Annotated in this window: 31 protein-coding genes; 4 read left to right on the forward strand and 27 right to left on the reverse strand. The window is 61.0% G+C overall.

Annotated elements, in window-relative coordinates; genetic code table 11:
- Positions 1 to 80: 80 nt before the first annotated feature.
- The 3 genes from rpmJ to AC5RU9_RS02385 all read right to left on the reverse strand — a co-directional run bounded on the left by rpmJ (position 81) and on the right by AC5RU9_RS02385 (position 1663).
- Positions 81 to 194 (reverse strand): 50S ribosomal protein L36, encoded by a 114-nt coding sequence (gene rpmJ, locus AC5RU9_RS02375; RefSeq protein WP_011775570.1) that lies wholly within the window; start codon positions 192 to 194, stop codon positions 81 to 83.
- A gap of 72 nt (positions 195 to 266) precedes the next feature.
- Positions 267 to 488 (reverse strand): translation initiation factor IF-1, encoded by a 222-nt coding sequence (gene infA, locus AC5RU9_RS02380; protein WP_011775571.1) that lies wholly within the window; start codon positions 486 to 488, stop codon positions 267 to 269.
- Between the two features lie 194 nt (positions 489 to 682).
- Positions 683 to 1663, reverse strand: coding sequence for a P1 family peptidase (locus AC5RU9_RS02385; RefSeq protein ID WP_494015190.1), 981 nt, complete (start codon positions 1661 to 1663; stop codon positions 683 to 685).
- A 383-nt stretch (positions 1664 to 2046) separates the two neighbouring features.
- On the opposite strand from AC5RU9_RS02385, the gene AC5RU9_RS02390 reads away from it, so the two are divergent.
- The 3 genes from AC5RU9_RS02390 to AC5RU9_RS02400 are packed head-to-tail and all read left to right on the forward strand — an operon-like array spanning position 2047 to position 5338.
- Positions 2047 to 3036, forward strand: a complete 990-nt coding sequence (locus AC5RU9_RS02390; RefSeq protein WP_494015191.1) for a carbohydrate ABC transporter permease — start codon at positions 2047 to 2049, stop codon at positions 3034 to 3036.
- On the forward strand, positions 3033 to 3941 hold the full coding sequence (locus AC5RU9_RS02395; RefSeq protein WP_494015192.1) for a carbohydrate ABC transporter permease: 909 nt from the start codon (positions 3033 to 3035) through the stop codon (positions 3939 to 3941). Before AC5RU9_RS02390 ends, AC5RU9_RS02395 begins: the two co-directional genes overlap by 4 nt.
- Positions 3942 to 3991: 50 nt before the next feature.
- Complete coding sequence (locus AC5RU9_RS02400) at positions 3992 to 5338, forward strand: ABC transporter substrate-binding protein (RefSeq protein ID WP_494015193.1); 1347 nt, start codon at positions 3992 to 3994, stop codon at positions 5336 to 5338.
- A gap of 60 nt (positions 5339 to 5398) precedes the next feature.
- On the opposite strand, the gene map is transcribed toward AC5RU9_RS02400, so the two are convergent.
- The 23 genes from map to rpsJ form a co-directional block, all read right to left on the reverse strand.
- Positions 5399 to 6226, reverse strand: coding sequence for a type I methionyl aminopeptidase (gene map, locus AC5RU9_RS02405; protein ID WP_494015194.1), 828 nt, complete (start codon positions 6224 to 6226; stop codon positions 5399 to 5401).
- A gap of 193 nt (positions 6227 to 6419) precedes the next feature.
- A complete protein-coding gene (locus AC5RU9_RS02410) occupies positions 6420 to 6989 on the reverse strand; it encodes an adenylate kinase (protein WP_211712150.1) in 570 nt (189 codons plus the stop codon).
- A gap of 5 nt (positions 6990 to 6994) precedes the next feature.
- Complete coding sequence (secY, locus tag AC5RU9_RS02415) at positions 6995 to 8305, reverse strand: preprotein translocase subunit SecY (RefSeq protein ID WP_211712131.1); 1311 nt, start codon at positions 8303 to 8305, stop codon at positions 6995 to 6997.
- A 185-nt stretch (positions 8306 to 8490) separates the two neighbouring features.
- Entirely contained in the window at positions 8491 to 8973 is a 483-nt protein-coding gene (rplO, locus tag AC5RU9_RS02420) for a 50S ribosomal protein L15 (RefSeq protein WP_211712130.1), read from the reverse strand.
- On the reverse strand, positions 8973 to 9179 hold the full coding sequence (gene rpmD / locus AC5RU9_RS02425; protein ID WP_018776677.1) for a 50S ribosomal protein L30: 207 nt from the start codon (positions 9177 to 9179) through the stop codon (positions 8973 to 8975). The genes rplO and rpmD overlap by 1 nt, the downstream gene beginning before the upstream one ends.
- A gap of 2 nt (positions 9180 to 9181) precedes the next feature.
- A complete protein-coding gene (rpsE, locus tag AC5RU9_RS02430) occupies positions 9182 to 9853 on the reverse strand; it encodes a 30S ribosomal protein S5 (RefSeq protein ID WP_211712129.1) in 672 nt (223 codons plus the stop codon).
- Between the two features lie 29 nt (positions 9854 to 9882).
- Positions 9883 to 10266 carry a 50S ribosomal protein L18 gene (gene rplR / locus AC5RU9_RS02435; protein WP_011775582.1) on the reverse strand — a complete coding sequence of 128 codons (384 nt, stop codon included), beginning with the start codon at positions 10264 to 10266 and terminating at the stop codon, positions 9883 to 9885.
- 3 nt (positions 10267 to 10269) lie between these two features.
- Entirely contained in the window at positions 10270 to 10806 is a 537-nt protein-coding gene (gene rplF, locus AC5RU9_RS02440; protein ID WP_018776680.1) for a 50S ribosomal protein L6, read from the reverse strand.
- Positions 10807 to 10824: 18 nt separating this feature from the next.
- Complete coding sequence (gene rpsH, locus AC5RU9_RS02445; RefSeq protein ID WP_142938374.1) at positions 10825 to 11223, reverse strand: 30S ribosomal protein S8; 399 nt, start codon at positions 11221 to 11223, stop codon at positions 10825 to 10827.
- 78 nt (positions 11224 to 11301) lie between these two features.
- Positions 11302 to 11880, reverse strand: coding sequence for a 50S ribosomal protein L5 (rplE, locus tag AC5RU9_RS02450; RefSeq protein ID WP_011775585.1), 579 nt, complete (start codon positions 11878 to 11880; stop codon positions 11302 to 11304).
- On the reverse strand, positions 11880 to 12239 hold the full coding sequence (gene rplX, locus AC5RU9_RS02455; RefSeq protein WP_026539810.1) for a 50S ribosomal protein L24: 360 nt from the start codon (positions 12237 to 12239) through the stop codon (positions 11880 to 11882). Before rplX ends, rplE begins: the two co-directional genes overlap by 1 nt.
- Before the next feature lie 3 nt (positions 12240 to 12242).
- On the reverse strand, positions 12243 to 12611 hold the full coding sequence (rplN, locus tag AC5RU9_RS02460) for a 50S ribosomal protein L14 (protein ID WP_003803789.1): 369 nt from the start codon (positions 12609 to 12611) through the stop codon (positions 12243 to 12245).
- A gap of 352 nt (positions 12612 to 12963) precedes the next feature.
- On the reverse strand, positions 12964 to 13260 hold the full coding sequence (gene rpsQ / locus AC5RU9_RS02465) for a 30S ribosomal protein S17 (protein WP_142938371.1): 297 nt from the start codon (positions 13258 to 13260) through the stop codon (positions 12964 to 12966).
- Entirely contained in the window at positions 13257 to 13577 is a 321-nt protein-coding gene (rpmC, locus tag AC5RU9_RS02470; protein ID WP_014922387.1) for a 50S ribosomal protein L29, read from the reverse strand. The genes rpsQ and rpmC overlap by 4 nt, the downstream gene beginning before the upstream one ends.
- Before the next feature lie 2 nt (positions 13578 to 13579).
- The gene (gene rplP / locus AC5RU9_RS02475; protein ID WP_003803795.1) at positions 13580 to 13996 is read right to left on the reverse strand and encodes a 50S ribosomal protein L16; all 417 of its coding nucleotides are present in this window, start codon (positions 13994 to 13996) and stop codon (positions 13580 to 13582) included.
- The gene (gene rpsC, locus AC5RU9_RS02480) at positions 13997 to 14818 is read right to left on the reverse strand and encodes a 30S ribosomal protein S3 (protein WP_011775589.1); all 822 of its coding nucleotides are present in this window, start codon (positions 14816 to 14818) and stop codon (positions 13997 to 13999) included.
- Positions 14819 to 15184: a 50S ribosomal protein L22 gene (gene rplV / locus AC5RU9_RS02485; protein ID WP_018776683.1), complete on the reverse strand. Its 366-nt coding sequence runs from the start codon at positions 15182 to 15184 to the stop codon at positions 14819 to 14821.
- A gap of 39 nt (positions 15185 to 15223) precedes the next feature.
- Positions 15224 to 15505, reverse strand: coding sequence for a 30S ribosomal protein S19 (gene rpsS / locus AC5RU9_RS02490; protein WP_011775591.1), 282 nt, complete (start codon positions 15503 to 15505; stop codon positions 15224 to 15226).
- Between the two features lie 12 nt (positions 15506 to 15517).
- Entirely contained in the window at positions 15518 to 16357 is an 840-nt protein-coding gene (rplB, locus tag AC5RU9_RS02495) for a 50S ribosomal protein L2 (protein WP_011775592.1), read from the reverse strand.
- A 29-nt stretch (positions 16358 to 16386) separates the two neighbouring features.
- Positions 16387 to 16692 (reverse strand): 50S ribosomal protein L23, encoded by a 306-nt coding sequence (rplW, locus tag AC5RU9_RS02500; RefSeq protein ID WP_011775593.1) that lies wholly within the window; start codon positions 16690 to 16692, stop codon positions 16387 to 16389.
- The gene (rplD, locus tag AC5RU9_RS02505) at positions 16689 to 17306 is read right to left on the reverse strand and encodes a 50S ribosomal protein L4 (protein ID WP_211712128.1); all 618 of its coding nucleotides are present in this window, start codon (positions 17304 to 17306) and stop codon (positions 16689 to 16691) included. Before rplD ends, rplW begins: the two co-directional genes overlap by 4 nt.
- A 4-nt stretch (positions 17307 to 17310) precedes the next feature.
- Positions 17311 to 17961 carry a 50S ribosomal protein L3 gene (gene rplC / locus AC5RU9_RS02510; protein ID WP_211712127.1) on the reverse strand — a complete coding sequence of 217 codons (651 nt, stop codon included), beginning with the start codon at positions 17959 to 17961 and terminating at the stop codon, positions 17311 to 17313.
- Positions 17962 to 17978: 17 nt separating this feature from the next.
- Entirely contained in the window at positions 17979 to 18287 is a 309-nt protein-coding gene (gene rpsJ, locus AC5RU9_RS02515; RefSeq protein WP_003803825.1) for a 30S ribosomal protein S10, read from the reverse strand.
- Between the two features lie 383 nt (positions 18288 to 18670).
- Here rpsJ and AC5RU9_RS02520 point away from each other — a divergent pair, with 383 nt between their 5' ends.
- Positions 18671 to 20104 (forward strand): GH1 family beta-glucosidase, encoded by a 1434-nt coding sequence (locus tag AC5RU9_RS02520; protein WP_494015467.1) that lies wholly within the window; start codon positions 18671 to 18673, stop codon positions 20102 to 20104.
- Between the two features lie 31 nt (positions 20105 to 20135).
- Here the strand turns inward: AC5RU9_RS02520 and AC5RU9_RS02525 are convergent, their stop codons facing one another.
- A complete protein-coding gene (locus tag AC5RU9_RS02525; protein WP_283091469.1) occupies positions 20136 to 20264 on the reverse strand; it encodes a hypothetical protein in 129 nt (42 codons plus the stop codon).
- Positions 20265 to 20278: the final 14 nt, after the last annotated feature.

The raw sequence follows: 20278 nt of genomic DNA on the forward strand, positions 1-20278 counted from the left end.
ACAGCTTGTGCTGCCTTTATTTACTTGCGTGGGCTAGCAGCCCAGGTTTGTCCTTGCGGACACTGATTCCCGAAGGGGAATTAGCCCTGGCGCTGCTTGTGGCGCGGGTTCTCGCAGATCACCATGACCCGGCCGTTACGGCGGATCACTTTGCACTTGTCGCAGATCTGCTTGACGCTCGGCTTGACCTTCATGGCGTTCCTTTGCGTGTTTTGCAGTTGATCTGCTGGAGCGGCTTAGGCACTATTGCCTTGCCGCCCAGCAATTTACTTGTAGCGGTAGACGATACGACCACGTGTGAGGTCGTATGGGCTCAGCTCAACCACTACCCGGTCCTCTGGGAGGATTCGAATGTAGTGCTGTCGCATCTTCCCAGAGATGTGTGCGAGAACGACGTGCTTGTTGGTGAGCTCAACACGAAACATCGCGTTGGGCAGCGCCTCAGTCACAACGCCCTCGATCTCAATGACCCCGTCCTTCTTGGCCATATCCTCCGCTAACTGTTGTTTGCCGCTGTCCTCCAGTAGGCACCGAAGATCCAGCGGACGTTTTTTGTTTGCTTGGCCACCTTGGAACCACGACACTAAAAAGGGCGTGGCTGCACAGACAACCAACAAATAACTCTACGCCAATGGAGCCGGAAAGTTAAATCCGACTATGGTAGCGCACGTACTTCCAGCCGTCACTCCCCCGTGGGGCGATAAGCAGGGAAGTTGCCCGCCGCCGTCGTGACGCTTTCCGCCGCCTGGACGCCGTCCAGAATGGCCAGCCGTACGGCTTCTGCCGCCGCGCTCTGCAGGGTTATCAGCGAAACCTGCCGCGCCTGCTCACTGCTGCGGTCGAGTCCGACGGCGCCAGTCGCCAACGCGAACACGGTGTCGCCGTCGGCAAGAGTGTGGGACGGATCCACAGCCCTGGCCAATCCCGCATGCCCGGCACTGGCGGTCCGTTTGCACTCGGCCACATCCAGCACGGCATTCGTCGCGATCACGACCAGGGTCGTATTGAGTCCCTGCGGTGGGGCCGATGGGTCTGCGACCCTCTGCGCGCTCGGTCGTTCCTCCCTTAGGCGCGCGCTGCCGGGTCCCAGCCCCATCGGCGAACCCAGCGCGTTCACTACGGCGATGGCCCCCACAATCACGCCGCCGTCGAGTTCGATCGAGGACGTCCCCACACCGCCTTTGTACTGGCCGCGGGCAACCACGGCGCCGGTTCCGGCACCGACGTTTCCACGCTCGACGGCGGCATGGTCACCGGAGTCGAACGCCGCAGCAGCTGCCTGGTAACCCATGTCGGCGTCAGGTCTTGCGTGCACGTCGCCACCACGCCCGAGGTCGAAGATGGCCGCAGCCGGAACTATCGGCACCACCGTCCCCGGAACGGCAAAGCCACGCCCCTGTTCTTCACACCAGCGTTGGGCGCCCGCGGCGGACACCAGGCCGAAGGCGCTGCCACCGGTCAACACCACGGCGTCAACGGTAGAGACAAGCGTGGTGGGATCCAAGGCGTCGGTCTCGTGCGTCCCCGGCCCGCCGCCCCGCACATCAACCGACCCCACGGTCCCCACGGGCGGAAGAACCACCGTCACCCCGGACAACCACCCATCCCCGACCCTCTGCACATGCCCAACCCGTACGCCAGCAACATCGGTGATTGAATTCATGGCTCCATTGTCCACCGTGCTGCAACACTCGCCAGGCGAGTCGTCAGAGACCCGGCAGCGCGCGTCTAAGGTGGGCCCACGGCGGCAGGGTTCCCTGGCCGAGCTTGCGAGGCGAGGGGGCCGCTGGGGAGGCACGACCTAGCGCGCCGAGGGTCGCGGACGGCATGCCGTCCGTTGGTGCATCGAAAAAGTGGGAGCCGAGCCTCAAATACGAACACGCGGGGAACGCCGAGTAAACGGGCTGGGAAGTGTCAGACAACTATCGCTGAGGGACGCACTTTTGGCCCCGACAGGCCGCTCCGGTGTGGTGAGCTAGGCCTGTCTTCGCCGCCCCGGTCCGGGCGCTGGCGGACCCCACATTCGCCCGAAAACGTTAGTGACCCATGACTGCCCCTTTGATTCACAAGAGCAGCACCGCGCCTGCGGATGGCCCGGACGCTGCGGCTCCCGGCCCGCCAGTTGCAACGGCCGGGCCAAAGCGGGAGAGACGGCGCTGGTCCGGCCGCAGCCGCAAGGACTTCGTTGTCTTCCTGGCCATGGCCCTTCCCAACCTGGTGCTGATTGGCACCTTCACGTATTGGCCGCTGATTAATAACATCTACTACTCCACGTTGGATTGGACGCTGGGTTCTGCTTCGGCCACGGTTGTGGGGCTGCAGAACTATGTCACGTTCTTCACCAGCGAGGATGCGTCCAAAGTCCTCGGGACCACTGCGGTCTTCACAGTGATTACGGTGGGCGGCTCCATGATCCTCGGCTTGTTGGTTGCCCTCGCATTGAACTCGAAGGTTCGCGGCACCACCTTCGCGCGATCTGCGGTATTTGCGCCGTACGTGCTCTCCGGAGTGGGCGTCGGTTTGGTGTGGCTGTTCATTTTCGATCCCGGTTACGGAGTCCTTGCCTGGGTCCTTCGGGGCCTGGGGCAGCAGAGCCCGCAGTGGATCAACGACCCACAACTTTCGTTGGTGATGGTCATCATTGTGTATGTCTGGAAGAACCTCGGCTATTGCGCCGTCGTCTATTTGGCCGGACTTCAGTCGCTGCCGCGGGACGTGATGGAAGCTGCGGCATTGGACGGGGCGAACGGTGTACGCCGGTTCCTCAACATCTCGCTCCCGCTGCTCTCCCCCACCACGTTTTTCCTGTTGATCACCACCATGCTTAGTTCGCTGCAGGCATTCGACCTGATCCGCATCATGACGCCGCTGGGCAATGGCACCAGCACGCTGATCTATGAGGCCTATCTCCAGGCTTTCGGCGCCTACAACAGGGCGGGCTATTCGGCGGCGATCTCGGTGATCCTTTTCGCCATCCTGCTGATCATCACGGTCCTCCAATTGCGGTTCGTTGAGCGAAAGGTCCACTACTCATGAGCGCACCGTCACCAGCCGCCGTCGTCGTTTCACCGCAGGAAGCTGAGCCACCCCGGCGGGCGCGGCCGTTTTCGCCCGCGAATCTTCTCCAGACAGTGGCCGCCGGCTACGTCCCGTTGATCATCGCCACGCTTGTGGTGGCTCTGCCGTTGCTGTGGATGCTGCTCAGCTCGTTCAAGCAACCGGGCGAAATCGTCACCAGGGACCTGAAGATCCTGCCCGAGTCATTGAACCTGGAGAACTATGCCACGGCGATGACCACGGTTCCGTTCGCCCAGTTCTTCGCGAACAGCCTGATCGTTACCGCGGTTGGTTCCACCGTCAAGGTCATCCTGGCGATCCTGACCGCCTACGCCTTGGTGTTCGTCCGTTTTCCGTTCAAGAACGTCATCTTCGTGCTGATCCTGGTTGCCCTGATGGTCCCGGCGCAGGTATCCATCCTGCCCAACTACATCCTGATAGCGGGCATGGGAGGCAAGAACACCCTGTGGGGCATCATCCTTCCCGGCCTCGGGACTGCGTTCGGCACTTTCCTCCTAAGGCAACACTTCCTGACCCTGCCACCCTCCATCCTCGAAGCGGCCGAGATCGATGGTGCCGGCCACTGGCGGCGCCTGTGGCAGATCATCGTTCCCGTGTCAGTACCGTCCATCGCGACGGTGGCACTGGTGACGGTGGTCAGCGAATGGAATGACTACATCTGGCCGCTCATCATCACCGACCGTCCAGAAACGATGACCCTGCCCGTGGGCCTCACCTTGCTGCAAAACTCCGAAAGCAACGGAGCCGGCTGGGGAATCCTCATGGCCGGCGCCGTCCTGGTGATCGTTCCCATATTGCTGGTGTTCGCCGCACTCCAGCGCTACATCGTGGCCGGCCTGACGCAGGGAAGCGTCACCGGTTGATTCTCCCATCACACCACTCGCATCGAAGTACGTTACTGAAAGGAAGCACCATGCGCACCAACCTTGACCGCCGACATTTCCTGGGACTTGCGGGCCTCGGGGCCGGAGCAGCGGCCCTCGCCGCATGTGGCGGACCGTCGACGGCGGGCACGGCAGACGCCGTCGACACCGCAACGATCGACTTCAGCGGCGTAAAGCCTGCTGCCTCCATCGATTTCTGGACCAACCACCCGGGCAAGTCGCAGGACGTGGAAAAGGCCATTATCGAGAAGTTCCATGCCAAGTTCCCTGACATCAAAGTCAACCTGGTCACTGCCGGCGCCAACTACGAAGAGATTGCCCAGAAGTTCCAGACCTCGCAGGCTGCCAAAACCGGACTGCCCGGCTTGGTGGTCCTTTCCGACGTGTGGTGGTTCCGCTACTTCTCCAACGGCAGCATCATCCCCATTGACGGACTGGTGAAGCAACTGGACATCAAGATCGACGATTTCCAGAAGTCACTGGTTGACGACTACAAGTACGACAACAAACAATGGGCACTCCCGTATGGCCGATCCACCCCGTTGTTCTATTACAACAAGGACCACTTCAAGGCGGCGGGGCTTCCGGACCGCGCTCCGGCAACCTGGCAGGAATTCGCTGAGTGGGCCCCAAAGCTGAAGGCCACCTCCGGCGCGCAGTACGCCTACATCTACCCGGCTTTGGCCGGCTACGCCGGCTGGACCCTGCAGAACAACCTGTGGGGCTGGGGCGGAAGCTGGTCCAAGGAGTGGGACATCACCTGCGATTCCAAGGAATCCGTGGCTGCCCTGCAGTGGGCACAGGACTCCATCTACAAGGACAGCTGGGCCGGCGTTTCGTCGAAGGAAGCTGCTGACGACTTCGCCGCTGGCATCACCTCGTCGACGATCTCCTCCACCGGTTCCCTGTTGGGTGTGCTGAAGGCCGCCAAGTTCAACGTCGGCGTCGGGTTCCTCCCCGGCGGTCCCGAGGTTCCCAGCGGCGTTTGCCCCACTGGCGGCGCAGGGCTCGGCATTCCGAGCGGGATCAGCAAGGAGGAGCAGCTGGCTGCCGCCACGTTCCTCAAGTTCATGACTGAACCCGAGAACACTGCTGCGTTCTCCGCCGCAACCGGGTACATGCCCACGCGGCTTTCCGCAGACATGTCCACCGTCCTGGCCACCACGCCGCAGATCAAGATTGCCATGGACCAACTCGCGGTCACCAAGGTCCAGGACAACGCAAGGGTGTTCCTTCCGGGCGCGGACCAGGAAATGGCCAAGGCCGCTGCGAAGATCCTCACCCAGCAGGGCGACGTGCAGGCCACCATGACCGAATTGAAGAAGACGCTCGAAGGCATCTACACCAAGGACGTCAAGCCCAAGCTGAAGGCATAACCCCCTCGGACACGAATAGAGCCGGGCTGCTTCAGCAGCCCGGCTCTATTCTTGGTGCCGTTACGGGATCGGGACAGGCACGACGCCGAGCGGCGCCAACTTGCCTGCTCCGCCGTCCGGGGCAGACAGGACCCAAATGCCCTTCTCATGCACGGCTACCGAATGCTCCCACTGGCAGGAGCGCTTGCCGTCGGTGGTGACGACCGTCCAGTCGTCGTCGAGGGTTGCTGTTTCAATGTCGCCGCGAACCAGCATTGGCTCAATGGCCAGGCACAGGCCCGGCCGGATCTTGGGGCCGCGGTGACCGGTCCTGTAGTTCAGGACGTCCGGGGCCATGTGCATTTCAGAGCCAATACCGTGGCCCACGTAGTCTTCGAGGATGCCAAGGGGCTTGCCCTGGACAGAAGATACGTAGTCGTCGATGGCGTTGCCAATGTCCCCCACGAACTTGCCGGTCGCCAAAGCAGCGATTCCACGCCACATGGCAGCTTCGGTGACGTCGGAGAGGCGCTGGTCTTCAGGATCTGCGGTTCCAACGATGACTGTCCGTGCGGAATCTGAATGCCATCCATCCACAATGCAGCCGCCATCGATGGAAATGATGTCCCCGTCCTGCAGGACACGGCCACCGGGGATGCCATGAACCACCTCTTCATTCACTGACGTGCAGATGGTGGCCGGAAAGCCGTGGTACCCGAGGAAGTTCGACTTCGCGCCGGCCTCGTTGAGCACCGCCGCGAACACGTCATCCAGGTCCTTGGTGGTGACTCCGGCCTTCGCCGCCGCAACAGCAGCGTCCAGCGCACGGCTCAGCACGAGGCCTGCCTGCTGCATGGTGCGCATTTGCTCGTTGGACTTGTATTCAATACGGGGCTGACCGAACGCCATGTTCTCCTTCGGAAGGTTTGCTGGTGGGACCCGCCGGGCCCCCTGCTTCAACTATTTTCCCGTATCCGTGGGCTGGACCGAAATTGGCTGCTGCCCACCGAATGAACGGGAACAAAAAGGTGGGCCCCGCACCAAACGGTACGGGACCCACCCCTCACTCCAGCGCCGGTAACCCGGCTATGTGGAGAACGTACTAGACAGCCTTGGCCGACTCGATCGCCGTGAGGACACGGTCGGTAACTTCGTCGATACCGCCAATGCCGTCAACCTGCGTCAGGATGCCGCGCTCGGCATACTTGGCGACGACGGCCTCGGTCTGCTCGTGGTACAGGTCGAGACGGTGACGGATCACAGTCTCATTGTCGTCGGAGCGGCCAGTTTCCTTGGCACGGCCCAAAAGACGGGCAACCAGTTCTTCGTCGTCGGCAGTCAGCTGGAGCACGACGTCGAGCTCCTGCTGGCCCTCAGCGAGGATCTGGTCCAGGTAGTCAACCTGCGCCGTTGTGCGCGGGTAGCCGTCCAAGAGGAAGCCGTTCTCGACGTCGTCCTGGCCGAGGCGGTCGCGAACCATCTTGTTCGTGACGCTGTCCGGAACGAAATCGCCGGCATCCATGTACTTCTTGGCTTCAATGCCCAAGGGGGTTTCGCCCTTGACGTTGGCACGGAAGATGTCGCCGGTGGAGATGGCGACTACGCCGAGGCGCTCGGAAATGCGCTCGGCCTGCGTACCCTTACCCGAACCGGGAGGTCCAATGATCAGCATTCTCGTCATCGCAAAAGCCCTTCGTAGTGACGTTGTTGTAGCTGCGCATCAATCTGCTTGACGGTCTCCAGGCCAACACCCACCATGATCAGGATTGATGTGCCACCGAACGGGAAGTTCTGGTTGGCGTTGATCAGGACGAGTGCAACCAGTGGAATCAACGCCACGAAGCCAAGGTAGAAGGCTCCGGGAAGAGTGATCCTGGAAAGCACGTACTGCAGGTAGTCCGCGGTCGGTTTACCCGCCCGGATGCCCGGAATGAACCCGCCGTACTTCTTCATGTTGTCCGACACTTCTTCAGGGTTGAAGGTGATGGCTACATAGAAGTAGGTGAAGAACACGATCATGGCGAAGTAGAGCGCCATGTAGATGGGGTGGTCGCCACGGGTGAGGTTGTTGTTGATCCACTCGACCCATGGAGCAATCTGCTCCCCCGGCTTGGGCTGGTTGAACTGCGAGATCAGGCCCGGCAGGTACAGCATGGAGGAAGCGAAGATGACGGGCACGACGCCGGCCATATTCACCTTGATGGGGATGTAGGTACTGGTTCCGCCCACGGTGCGTCGACCGATCATACGCTTGGCGTACTGGACCGGGACACGGCGCTGGGACTGCTCCACGAAGACCACCAGCGCCACGGTGAGCAGACCGATGGCAAGAACGATGAAGAACGTTCCGGCGCCCTTGGTCTCCCAGATGGAACCCAGTGAGCGGGGGAAGCCTGCAGCGATGGACGTGAAGATGAGGAGGGACATACCGTTGCCGACTCCGCGCTCGGTGACGAGCTCGCCCATCCACATGATGAGGCCCGTGCCTGCGGTCAGCGTGATGATCAACAGGAGGGTTGTAATGATGCTCTCATCGGGAATGATGGGCAGGTTACAGCCAGGGAGCAACTGTCCGGACCTGGCCAGCGACACCAGGGTGGTGGCGTTCAGCAAGCCGAGGGCGATGGTCAGGTACCGGGTGTACTGCGTCAGTTTTGACTGCCCGGAGGAACCTTCTTCGTAGAGCTGCTGGAACCGGGGAATGACAACCCGGAGCAACTGCACGATGATGCTCGCCGTGATGTAGGGCATGATGCCCAAGGCAAAGATCGAAACCTGCAGCAACGCGCCGCCGCTGAACAAGTTCACCAGCTGGTAGATGCCCTGCGAGGTGTCACCGTTGTTCAAGCATTGCTGGACATTCTGGTAGTTCACACCAGGCGAGGGGATGAAAGCTCCCAAGCGGAAGATTGTGATGATTCCCAGCGTGAACAACAACTTGCGTCGCAAATCAGGCGTCCGAAACGCCCGGCCGAATGCGCTTAGCAAGCGTCCTCCTGAGTAGAAAGTACAAGGATGTGATGGGGCTCAATGAAACCCAACAACCGAGTCTAACTGCTTGTGACGCCGTCGTAATAATCGAGAGTCCACAATCACGCAAAAAATCCCGGTATACAGGGCCGAAGCCCCGCATACCGGGATCCTTTTAGAACGGGCTTTTGCCCCACTGGCTCTTAGAGAGCAGTGGTGCTTCCGCCTGCTGCAGCAATCTTCTCCGTAGCGCTGGCGGAGAATGCGTGGGCGGTGACGTCAACCTTGACGGTGATGTCGCCGGTGCCAAGCACCTTTACGGGCTGGTTCTTGCGAACGGCACCCTTCTCAACCAGGGACTCAACGGTGACAGCGCCACCTTCCGGGAACAGCTCGTTGAGCTTTTCCAGGTTTACAACCTGGAACTCAACCCGGAACGGGTTCTTGAAGCCGCGCAGCTTCGGCAGGCGCATGTGCAGCGGCAGCTGGCCGCCGGCAAAGCCAGCCTTTACCTGGTAGCGGGCCTTCGTACCCTTGGTACCGCGACCAGCGGTCTTACCCTTGGAGCCTTCACCACGACCAACACGGGTCTTGGCGGTCTTGGCACCCGGGGCGGGACGCAGGTGGTGGACCTTCAGAGCGTTCTGCTTCTCAGCAGCCTCTGCGGCGGTCTTGTTCTCTGCCATTACTTCGCCTCCTCTACATTCACGAGGTGCGGAACCGTGTTGAGCATGCCAACGGTCACGGCATCAGCGGTACGGACAACGGTGTGTCCGATGCGCTTCAGGCCGAGGGACCGAAGGGTCGCAATCTGGTTCTGCTTGGCGCCGATGACGCCCTTGATCTGGGTGATCTCCAACTTGGCGTCGGAGGGAGTCAGGTTCTTAGCCATGACTAAACACCTGCCTTCTGGTTCTGGAGCGCGCGCACCAGAGCAGCAGGAGCAACCTCGTCCAGCGGCAAGCCACGGCGGGCAGCCACGGAAGCGGGCTCTTCGAGCTGCTTCAGAGCGGCAACGGTCGCGTGAACGATGTTGATCGCGTTGGAAGAACCGAGCGACTTGGAGAGGATGTCGTGGATGCCCACGCACTCCAATACCGCGCGGACCGGACCACCAGCGATAACACCGGTACCGGCGGAAGCCGGACGCAGCAGGACGACGCCTGCAGCAGCTTCACCCTGCACGCGGTGCGGGATGGTGCTGCCAACGCGGGGAACGCGGAAGAAGGACTTCTTGGCCTCTTCAACGCCCTTTGCGATTGCTGCGGGAACTTCCTTGGCCTTGCCGTAGCCGACGCCGACCATACCGTTGCCGTCACCGACGACGACGAGAGCGGTGAAGCTGAAGCGACGACCACCCTTGACGACCTTGGCAACACGGTTGATGGTGACAACGCGCTCTACGAACTGGCTCTTCTCGGCTTCACGACCGCCGTCGCGGCCACCACGGCCACCACGGTCGCCGCGGCCCTGGCCACGGTCGCCACGCTCGCCGCGACGAGCGCCACGGCGGTCATCGGTAGCGGGTGCGGTCTCAGTTGCTTCAGCAGCTACAGCTTCAGTCACCTGAATGTCCTTTTCGTTATTTTCAACGGTCACAGTGCCAGCCCACCTTCGCGAGCACCGTCAGCGACGGCGGCGATGCGGCCGTGGTACTTGTTACCGCCACGGTCGAAGACAACAGCCTCGACGCCTGCAGCCTTGGCACGCTCGGCAACGAGCTCGCCGACGCGCTTGGCCTTGGCAGTCTTGTCCCCGTCGAATGCGCGAAGGTCAGCTTCCAGGGTGGAAGCGTAAGCCACGGTTACACCCTTGCTGTCATCGACAACCTGGACGAATACGTGACGTGCCGAACGGTTGACGACCAAACGAGGACGTACAGCCGTACCGGTGATGCGCTTGCGGATACGAAGCTGGCGACGGCTGCGTGCAGCAGACTTGCTCTTGTTCGAACGCTTCTTGTTAATTGCGATGGCCATGGTTTACTTACCAGCCTTTCCGACCTTGCGGCGGATGACTTCGCCGGCGTAACGGACACCCTTGCCCTTGTAGGGGTCGGGCTTGCGCAGCTTGCGAATGTTGGCAGCAACCTCGCCGACCTGCTGCTTGTTGATACCCGCAACAGAGAGCTTGGTCGGACCCTCTACTACGAAGGTGATGCCTTCGGGTGCAGAGACGTTGACAGGGTGGCTGTAGCCCAGAGCGAACTCCAGGTCAGAACCCTTGGCCTGAACGCGGTAACCAGTACCAACGATTTCAAGCTTCTTCTCGTAGCCCTCGGTAACGCCCTGGATCATGTTGGCGATCAGGGTGCGGGTCAGGCCGTGCAGCGAACGCGAGTTGCGCTCGTCGTTCGGGCGGGTGACCGTGAGAGTGTTCTCTTCCAGGGAGACCTCGATCGGGCTGGCCACAGTGTGGCTCAGCTCGCCTTTGGATCCCTTGACGCTGATGACGGAGCCATCGAGCTTGACCTCAACTCCGGCAGGAACGGTGATGGGGAGACGTCCAATACGTGACATTATTCTCTTCCTTTCCCGTTACCAGACGTACGCGAGGACTTCGCCGCCCACGCCCTTCTTGCCGGCCTGCTTGTCAGTCAGGAGGCCGGAAGAGGTGGACAGGATTGCGATACCCAGGCCACCCAGCACGTGCGGCAGGTTGGTGGACTTCGCGTAAACGCGGAGGCCCGGCTTGGAGATGCGGCGGACACCAGCGATTGAACGCTCGCGGTTGGGACCGAACTTGAGGTCGATGGTCAGCTTCTTGCCAACCTCTGCTTCCTCTTCCTTCCAGCCGGCGATGTAGCCCTCGGCCTTAAGGATGTCGGCAACGCGTGCCTTCAGTTTGCTGTACGGCATGGACACGGTGTCGTGGTATGCCGAGTTTGCATTGCGCAGACGCGTGAGCATGTCTGCGACAGGATCTGTCATAGTCATTTGGGCTATAGCCCTTCCTCGTACCGGTTTCCGCTGCGCTTGTTCTCAGGAACAAACGCGGACGGACCTGTCACGTAGTTAGTTTTCGGTTTTGAACGGGAAACCAAGCGCCTTGAGCAGCGCGCGGCCTTCGTCGTCGGTCTTGGCGGTAGTAACGACCGTGATGTCCATACCGCGAACGCGGTCGATGGAGTCCTGGTCGATTTCGTGGAACATAACCTGCTCGGTCAGACCGAAGGTGTAGTTGCCGTTGCCGTCGAACTGCTTGCCGTTGAGGCCGCGGAAGTCACGGATACGCGGCAGTGCCAGCGAAACCAGACGATCCACGAATTCCCACATGCGGTCTCCACGCAGAGTTGCGTGTGCACCGATCGGCATGCCTTCGCGCAGCTTGAACTGTGCGATCGACTTGCGGGCCTTGGTTACCTGCGGCTTCTGGCCGGTGATCAGGGTGAGGTCGCGGACAGCGCCGTCGATCAGCTTGGAGTCCTTGGCGGCATCTCCAACACCCATGTTCACTACAACCTTCACCAGGCGGGGAACCTGGTTGACGTTCGCGTAGCTGAATTCGTCCTGCAGGGACTTCTTGATGGTCTCTGCGTACTTGGTCTTCAGACGCGGAACGATCTTCACTGGAGTCTCGAGAGTCTCAGTCATTAGATGTCCTTCCCGGTGGCCTTGGACACGCGGATACGGACGGTCTTGGTAGCGCCATCCCTCTCAACGGTGTCGAGACGGAAACCAACACGGGTCGGCTTCTTGGTCGACGGGTCAACCAAAGCAACGTTGGAAACGTGGATCGGGGCCTCTACGACCTCGATGCCACCGGTCTTGGTGCCGCGCTGCGACTGACCGACCTTGGTGTGCTTGGTGACGCGGTTGATGCCCTCTACCAACACGCGGTTGGTGTCCGGGAATACGCGCAGGACCTTGCCCTGCTTGCCGCGGTCGCCGCCGCGTTCCTGCTTGGCGCCGGTGATGACCTGAACGAGGTCACCCTTCTTGATCTTAGCCATGGACTAAAGCACCTCCGGGGCCAGCGAAACGATCTTCATGAACTTCTTGTCGCGAAGTTCACGACCAACCGGGCCGAAGATACGGGTACCGCGGGGGTCACCGTCGTTCTTCAGGATCACAGCTGCGTTTTCGTCAAACTTGATGTAGGAACCATCCGCACGGCGGCGTTCCTTCTTGGTACGAACGATGACAGCCTTGACGACGTCACCCTTCTTTACGTTGCCGCCAGGGATAGCGTCCTTGACGGTTGCGACGATAACGTCGCCAATGCCTGCGTAGCGACGGCCAGATCCACCGAGAACGCGAATGGTAAGGATTTCCTTAGCACCCGTGTTGTCGGCGACCTTCAGTCGCGACTCCTGCTGAATCAATTTCTACTCCTTGCGTCGCGCCGGTTCTCAGACCGAAATCATGCATACGGAATGAGCCTTGCGGAACGGTTGATCGGGGTGTCTCTTGACCTGCCTGGATTTTGCCAGAACAAGCCTAAACGCCCGTGCCACAAGCATCAGCTTCCCTTGCAGAAAACTCTGCGCGGGGCAGTATGCAGCGGCACGATTGTTTACGAGGTAGTGAACGACGCACAAGTGGCGCCATACAAACTCAATATCCTAGCACGATTAGAGCTTGAATCCGAACCGAGGGGGAACGCGGGAAGGCCCGCATTCCCAAGGGAATACGGGCCTTCCGCTGAATCCTGCCAGGCGATGCCCGGCGTCGGATTTACTTTGCCTTTTCGAGGATCTCCACCAGGCGCCACCGCTTGGTAGCGGAGAGCGGGCGGGTCTCAGAGATGAGAACGAGGTCGCCGATGCCGGCGGTGTTCTCTTCGTCGTGAGCCTTGACCTTCGAGGTGCGGCGAATAACCTTGCCGTACAGAGCGTGCTTCACGCGGTCTTCAACCTGAACAACGATGGTCTTTTCCATCTTGTCAGAGACAACGTAGCCGCGACGCGTCTTACGGTAACCGCGCTGTTCAGCGCTGGCTGCTGCTTCCGTCACAGTTTCCTTCTCGCTCACTTGGCGTCCTCTCCAGCTTCAACCTCGGCCTTTTCAGCCTTGGCAGCCTTCTTGGACTTCTTTTCTTCCTTGGCTTCCACAACCGGTGCGGCAACCTCGGCACGAATGCCCAGCTCGCGCTCACGGAGAACGGTGTAGATGCGTGCGATGTCCTTCTTTACCGCGCGCAGGCGACCGTGGTTCTCCAACTGTCCGGTGGCGGACTGGAAACGCAGGTTGAACAGCTCTTCCTTGGACTTGCGGAGTTCTTCAACGAGACGCTCGTTGTCGAAACCGTCCAGCTGTGCGGGTGCGAGATCCTTCGACCCTACTGCCATTTCTATTCACCACCTTCGCGACGCACAATGCGTGCCTTCAACGGCAGCTTGTGGATTGCCAGGCGCAGGGCCTCGCGAGCTACCTCTTCATTGACACCGGAGAGTTCGAAGAGAACCCGGCCCGGCTTGACGTTTGCGACCCACCATTCCGGAGAACCCTTACCGGAACCCATGCGGGTTTCAGCAGGCTTCTTCGTCAGCGGACGGTCCGGGTAGATGTTGATCCAGACCTTACCGCCACGCTTGATGTGGCGGGTCATCGCGATACGGGCGGACTCGATCTGACGGTTGGTTACGTATGCCGGGCTGAGAGCCTGGATACCGTACTCACCGAAGCTGACCTTGGTGCCACCCGTAGCAGCGCCGGAACGACCCGGGTGGTGCTGCTTACGGTGCTTGACTCGACGTGGGATAAGCATTTAAGCCTGTCCTCCTTCTGCTGCCGGAGCAGCAGCTTCAGCGGCCGGTGCTTCAACGGCAGCGGGTGCTGCCTCAGCTGCCGGACGGTCGTTACGACGACGGCGGTCGCCACCCGGGCGGCCCGGACGGTCTCCTGCACGGCCACGGGACGGAGCAGCAGCTGCCTGCTGAGCCAGTTCCTTGGCAGTGACGTCACCCTTGTAGATCCAAACCTTCACGCCGATACGGCCGAAGGTGGTCTTGGCTTCGTAGAAGCCGTAGTCGATGTTCGCGCGGAGGGTGTGCAGGGGCACACGGCCTTCGCGGTAGAACTCCGAGCGGGACATTTCTGCGCCACCCAGACGGCCCGAGCAAGCAACACGGATGCCCTTGGCACCTGCGCGCTGCGCGGACTGCATTGCCTTCTTCATCGCACGGCGGAAAGCCACGCGGGAAGTCAGCTGCTCAGCGATGCCCTGGGCAACAAGCTGTGCTTCCATCTCGGGGTTCTTGACCTCGAGGATGTTCAGCTGAACCTGCTTGCCGGTGAGCTTTTCGAGCTCGCCGCGGATGCGGTCTGCTTCGGCGCCGCGGCGGCCGATAACGATACCCGGGCGTGCCGTGTGGATATCCACGCGGACACGGTCGCGGGTGCGCTCGATTTCGACCTTGGCGATGCCGGCGCGCTCCATGCCGGTGGACATGAGCTGACGGATCTTGATGTCCTCGCGGACGAAGTCCTTGTAGCGCTGTCCGGGCTTGGTGCTGTCAGCGAACCAGTGCGAAACGTGGTCGGTGGTGATACCGAGTCGGAACCCGTGCGGGTTTACTTTCTGTCCCACTTAGCGAGCCTCCTCTTTCTCCGGGGTTGCCACGACCAAAGTGATGTGGCTGGTCCGCTTCCTGATGCGGTAGGCGCGGCCTTGGGCACGCGGCTGGAACCGCTTCATGGTCGGGCCTTCATCAACGAATGCTTCGCTGATGAACAGGTCGCTGTCGTCGAATGCAACGCCGTCACGGTCCGCGAGGACTCGTGCGTTGGCCATTGCCGACTGAAGTACCTTGAATACCGGCTCCGAAGCTGCCTGGGGGGCAAACTTCAGAATTGCCAGAGCCTCATTCGCTTGCTTACCACGAACAAGGTTGACGACGCGCCGGGCCTTCATAGGCGTTACGCGGATGTGACGCGCAATAGCCTTGGCTTCCATTGCTTTCCTTCTCTCGTCTAAGACGTAAAGTCAGGCGCCTTAGCGGCGCTTGCCCTTACGGTCGTCCTTAACATGGCCGCGGAATGTCCGCGTGGGAGCGAATTCGCCGAGCTTGTGCCCGACCATCGACTCAGTGACAAACACCGGGATGTGCTTGCGTCCGTCGTGTACGGCGATCGTGTGCCCGAGCATGTCGGGGATGATCATCGAACGGCGGGACCAGGTCTTGATGACGTTCTTGGTGCCCTTATCGTTTTCCCGTGCGACCTTCACAAAGAGGTGCTGGTCAACGAAAGGACCTTTTTTCAGGCTGCGTGGCATGTGTCCAGGCTCCTATCGCTTGTTCTTGCCAGTACGGCGGCGACGCACAATAAGCTTGTCGCTCTCTTTGTTCGGACGGCGGGTACGGCCCTCGGGCTTGCCGTTCGGGTTGACCGGGTGACGTCCACCGGAAGTCTTACCTTCACCACCACCGTGCGGGTGGTCAACCGGGTTCATGGCTACACCACGGACGGTCGGGCGAACGCCCTTCCAGCGCATACGGCCGGCCTTACCCCAGTTGATGTTCGACTGCTCGGCGTTGCCGACCTCGCCGACGGTTGCGCGGCAGCGCACGTCAACGTTGCGGATTTCGCCGGAGGGCAGACGCAGCTGGGCGAAACGGCCTTCCTTTGCAACGAGCTGTACCGAAGCACCTGCGGAACGTGCCATCTTGGCGCCGCCACCCGGACGCAGTTCAACTGCGTGGATTACGGTACCAACCGGGATGTTGCGCAGCGGCAGGTTGTTGCCCGGCTTGATGTCAGCGTCAGGACCAGCCTCGACGAAGTCACCCTGGGACAGCTTGTTCGGAGCGATGATGTAACGCTTGGTGCCATCAACGTAGTGCAGGAGTGCGATGCGAGCCGTACGGTTCGGGTCGTACTCGATTTCGGCAACGCGGGCGTTGATGCCGTCCTTGTCGTGACGACGGAAGTCGATCAGACGGTACTGGCGCTTGTGCCCACCACCCTTGTGGCGGGTGGTGATCTTACCGGAGTTGTTACGGCCGCCAGTCTTGTGCAGCGGACGCAGCAACGACTTTTCCGGAGTCGATCGCGTGATTTCAGCGAAGTCGGCTACGCTCGAGCCACGACGGCCCGGGGTAGTCGGCTTGTATTTACGGATTCCCATAATTTATTTCCTCGTTAAAGTGGTCTCCGCTACGCGAGCGGACCGCCGAAGATGTCGATTGTGCCTTCTTTGAGGGTGACAATTGCACGCTTGGTGCTCTTGCGCTGTCCCCAGCCGAATTTGGTGCGCTTGCGCTTACCGGCACGGTTGATGGTGTTGATCGAGTCAACCTTGACCGAGAAGATCTTCTCGACGGCCAGCTTGATCTCGGTCTTGTTCGAGCGAGGGTCCACCAGGAAGGTGTACTTGCCTTCGTCGATCAGACCGTAGCTCTTTTCCGATACGACGGGTGCAAGCACGACGTCGCGCGGGTCCTTGATGGTGGTTACGCTCACTTGGAGGCCTCCTCGTTCTTTGCCTTGTCAGCGATGAACGCCTCGAAAGCAGCCTTGGTGAAGACCACGTCGTCGGAGACAAGCACGTCGTAGGTGTTCAGCTGGTCTGCGTACAGAACGTGAACATCCTGGAGGTTGCGCACGGACAGTGCAGCAACATCGTTGGCGCGCTCGATTACGACGAGCAGGTTCTTGCGCTCAGTGACGGAGCGCAGCGAAGCCAGTGCGTCCTTGGCGGACGGCTTGGTGCCGGCTACCAGTTCAGCGATGACGTGGATGCGGCCGTTGCGGGCGCGGTCAGACAGGGCGCCGCGGAGTGCAGCAGCCTTCATCTTCTTGGGGGTGCGCTGGCTGTAGTCACGAGGGGTCGGACCGTGGACAACGCCACCGCCGGTCATGTGAGGAGCACGGATGGAACCCTGACGGGCGCGGCCGGTACCCTTCTGCTTGAACGGCTTGCGACCTGCACCGGAAACCTCGGCGCGGGTCTTCGTCTTGTGGGTACCCTGGCGTGCGGCAGCGAGCTGTGCGACGACGACCTGGTGCAGCAGCGGCACGTTGGTCTGAACGTCGAAGATCTCTGCAGGCAGGTCTACCTTGACAGTGCTAGTCATTTAACTAGGCTCCCTTCACGGCGGTGCGTACGAGTACGACCTGGCCGCGGGCACCGGGGACGGCACCCTTGATAAGGAGCAGCGACTTCTCAGCGTCAACAGCGTGAACCGTGAGGTTCAGCGTGGTGTGACGCTCGGCGCCCATGCGGCCGGCCATTTTCAGGCCCTTGAAGACGCGGCTCGGGGTGGATGCGCCACCGATGGAGCCAGGCTTACGGTGGTTCTTGTGGGCACCGTGGGAAGCGCCAACGCCGTGGAAGCCGTGACGCTTCATAACACCGGCGAAGCCCTTACCCTTGGAGGTGCCGACGACGTCGATCTTCTGGCCGGCTTCGAAGATCTCAACAGAGAGCTCCTGGCCCAGCTCGTAGGATGCGGCGTCAGCGGTACGCAGTTCGACGACGTGGCGACGAGGGGTGACGCCAGCCTTTTCGAAGTGGCCAGCCAGCGGCTTGGTGACCTTGCGGGGATCGATCTGGCCGTAGCCGATCTGGACGGCGACGTAGCCATCTACCTCTGCGTTGCGCAGCTGGGTGATGACGTTGGAGTCAGCCTGGACGACAGTTACCGGGATGAGCTTGTTGTTCTCGTCCCAGACCTGGGTCATGCCGAGCTTCGTGCCCAACAGGCCCTTTACGTTACGGGTTGCGGTCATAGTCTCTCAGCACCTCCCTAGAGCTTGATTTCGATGTTCACGTCGGCAGGCAGGTCGAGACGCATAAGCGAGTCAACGGCCTTCGGCGTGGGGTCGATGATGTCGATCAGACGCTTGTGAGTACGCATTTCGAAGTGCTCACGGCTGTCCTTGTACTTGTGAGGAGAGCGAATTACGCAGTAAACGTTCTTCTCCGTGGGCAGCGGCACCGGGCCGACTACCGTTGCGCCTGCGCGCGTGACCGTCTCAACGATCTTCCGCGCTGAAACATCAATGACCTCGTGGTCATATGACTTCAGCCGGATGCGGATTTTTTGTCCCGCCATGTCGCCTGACTCTCTTTCAGCTAGTGCTGCTCTAGTTAGGGCTGCTCTGTTTACTTACCTGTTGATGTGGCCGCCGAGGCGTTTGAGGATCTACCACCACACGCCGCACAAGCTGAATCCGGATATTCCGGGTTCCTCAACCTGCCGGCGCACCGACCCCCGCGGTCGGGCGTGTCGCGATTTCCACGCAGACTCGACCGCATTCCATGGGGTTCAGGGTTATGTTTGGGCTTCGACCTGGACCCTGACACCCGGCATTATCCGGATCGGGACACGAAGAAGCGCTTGAACAACTCATCCAGTATGGCTGAAAGTTGGGGCAAAGGCCAATCGGCCCCGTGAAGGCCATTGCCCGCCCGGCCCAGGCTGAGGAAGATTGGGACATGACCGTCCAGGATCAAGGTTCGGTGGAGGATCTCGCAGCCCGCCTCCGCCCGGGTTTCGTGCTTGGCGTCGCAGCCGCCGCCTTCCAGATCGAGGGCTCACTGACCGCGGACGGCCGGGGACCGTCTGGTTGGGATGCCTTCGCGGAGAAGCCAGGAGCAATTGTCGACGGCGACTCCCCCACCATAGCCTGCGACCATTACAACCGCGCGGATGAGGACATCGCCCTGATGCAGGAATTGGGCGTGGATTCGTATCGGTTCTCACTGTCGTGGCCGCGCATCCAGCCCGGCGGCAAAGGCGCCGTGAACCCGCGGGGACTGGACTTTTACGATCGCCTGATCGACAAGCTGCTGGCCGCCGGGATCTCCCCCATGGCCACGTTGTTCCACTGGGACACCCCGCTTGAACTTGAGCACGCGGGTGGCTGGATGAACCGGGAAACGGCCGAACGCTTCGCCGTCTATTGCGCCGCCGTTGCGGAACGCTTTGGCGACCGGGTGGAGTACTGGGTCACCATGAACGAGCCTGTTTCCGTGACACTGCAGGGATACGCGCTGGGGGTCCATTCCCCGGGCCGTCAGTTGTTGTTCGACTCCCTGCCCGCGGCCCACCACCAATTGCTGGCGCATGGACTGGCCGTAAGGGAACTACGGGCCGCCGGAGTAAGGGGGCAGGTGGGAATATCCAACATGCATTCCCCTGTCCAGCCTGCGGGCAACAGCCTTGGAGACCGCATGATGGCCCAGGCTTTCGACATGATCCTCAACCGCGTGTATGCCGACGCCATTTTCCTGGGCCAATATCCCAAGCCACCTCTTCCCATGAGGCCCTGGTTCCGCTCCCTTGGCACCGTGCAGGATGGCGACATGGAACTCATCAGCCAGCCCTTGGATTTCTATGGGCTCAACTATTACTACCCCATCAAGGTAGCCGCGGGCCCGGGTCCGGCGGAAATCCCCACGGGAACGTCCCCCGAGATGGCCAAGGTACCTTTTCACCTGGCCGCGTACCAGGAGTATGAAACCACGGGTTTCGGGTGGCCCGTAGCCCCGGAGTATCTCGCCTTGCTGCTGCGTGAAATGAAGGACCGCTATGGTGACGCGCTGCCTCCCCTGTTCATCACGGAGGGCGGGGCGAGCTTTCCCGAACCTCCCCACGTGGACGGCCCCATCGAGGACGCCAACCGAATCTCATACCTCGCCGACCATCTGGGTCATGCCCTGACGGCAACCGGGCCGGGCGGCATAGCTGAGGACGTAGACCTTCGCGGCTACTACGTGTGGACATTGCTGGACAACTTTGAGTGGGCGGCCGGCTACTCCCAACGCTTCGGACTGGTGCACGTGGATTTCGACACCTTGGAAAGGACCCCCAAGGATTCGTTCTATTGGTACCGTGCGCTGGGCCGTGCCCGGGCCCGCGAGTTATAGCCCAGGTAGGTTAAATAGCTCCGTTCGGGCGCTACTGGTTGTTCTTGTTGGCGCGCCTGATGCGCTTGGCCCGATCGATTTCGGTGCGGAAGTTCTTGCGTCCCCACACGACCCCGCCACCAATTGCTGCAATGACTGCGAGAACTATCAGGAATTCCATGCACGGCTCCTCTC

It is taken from the genome of Arthrobacter sp. B0316-5-4 (genome assembly GCF_059090325.1).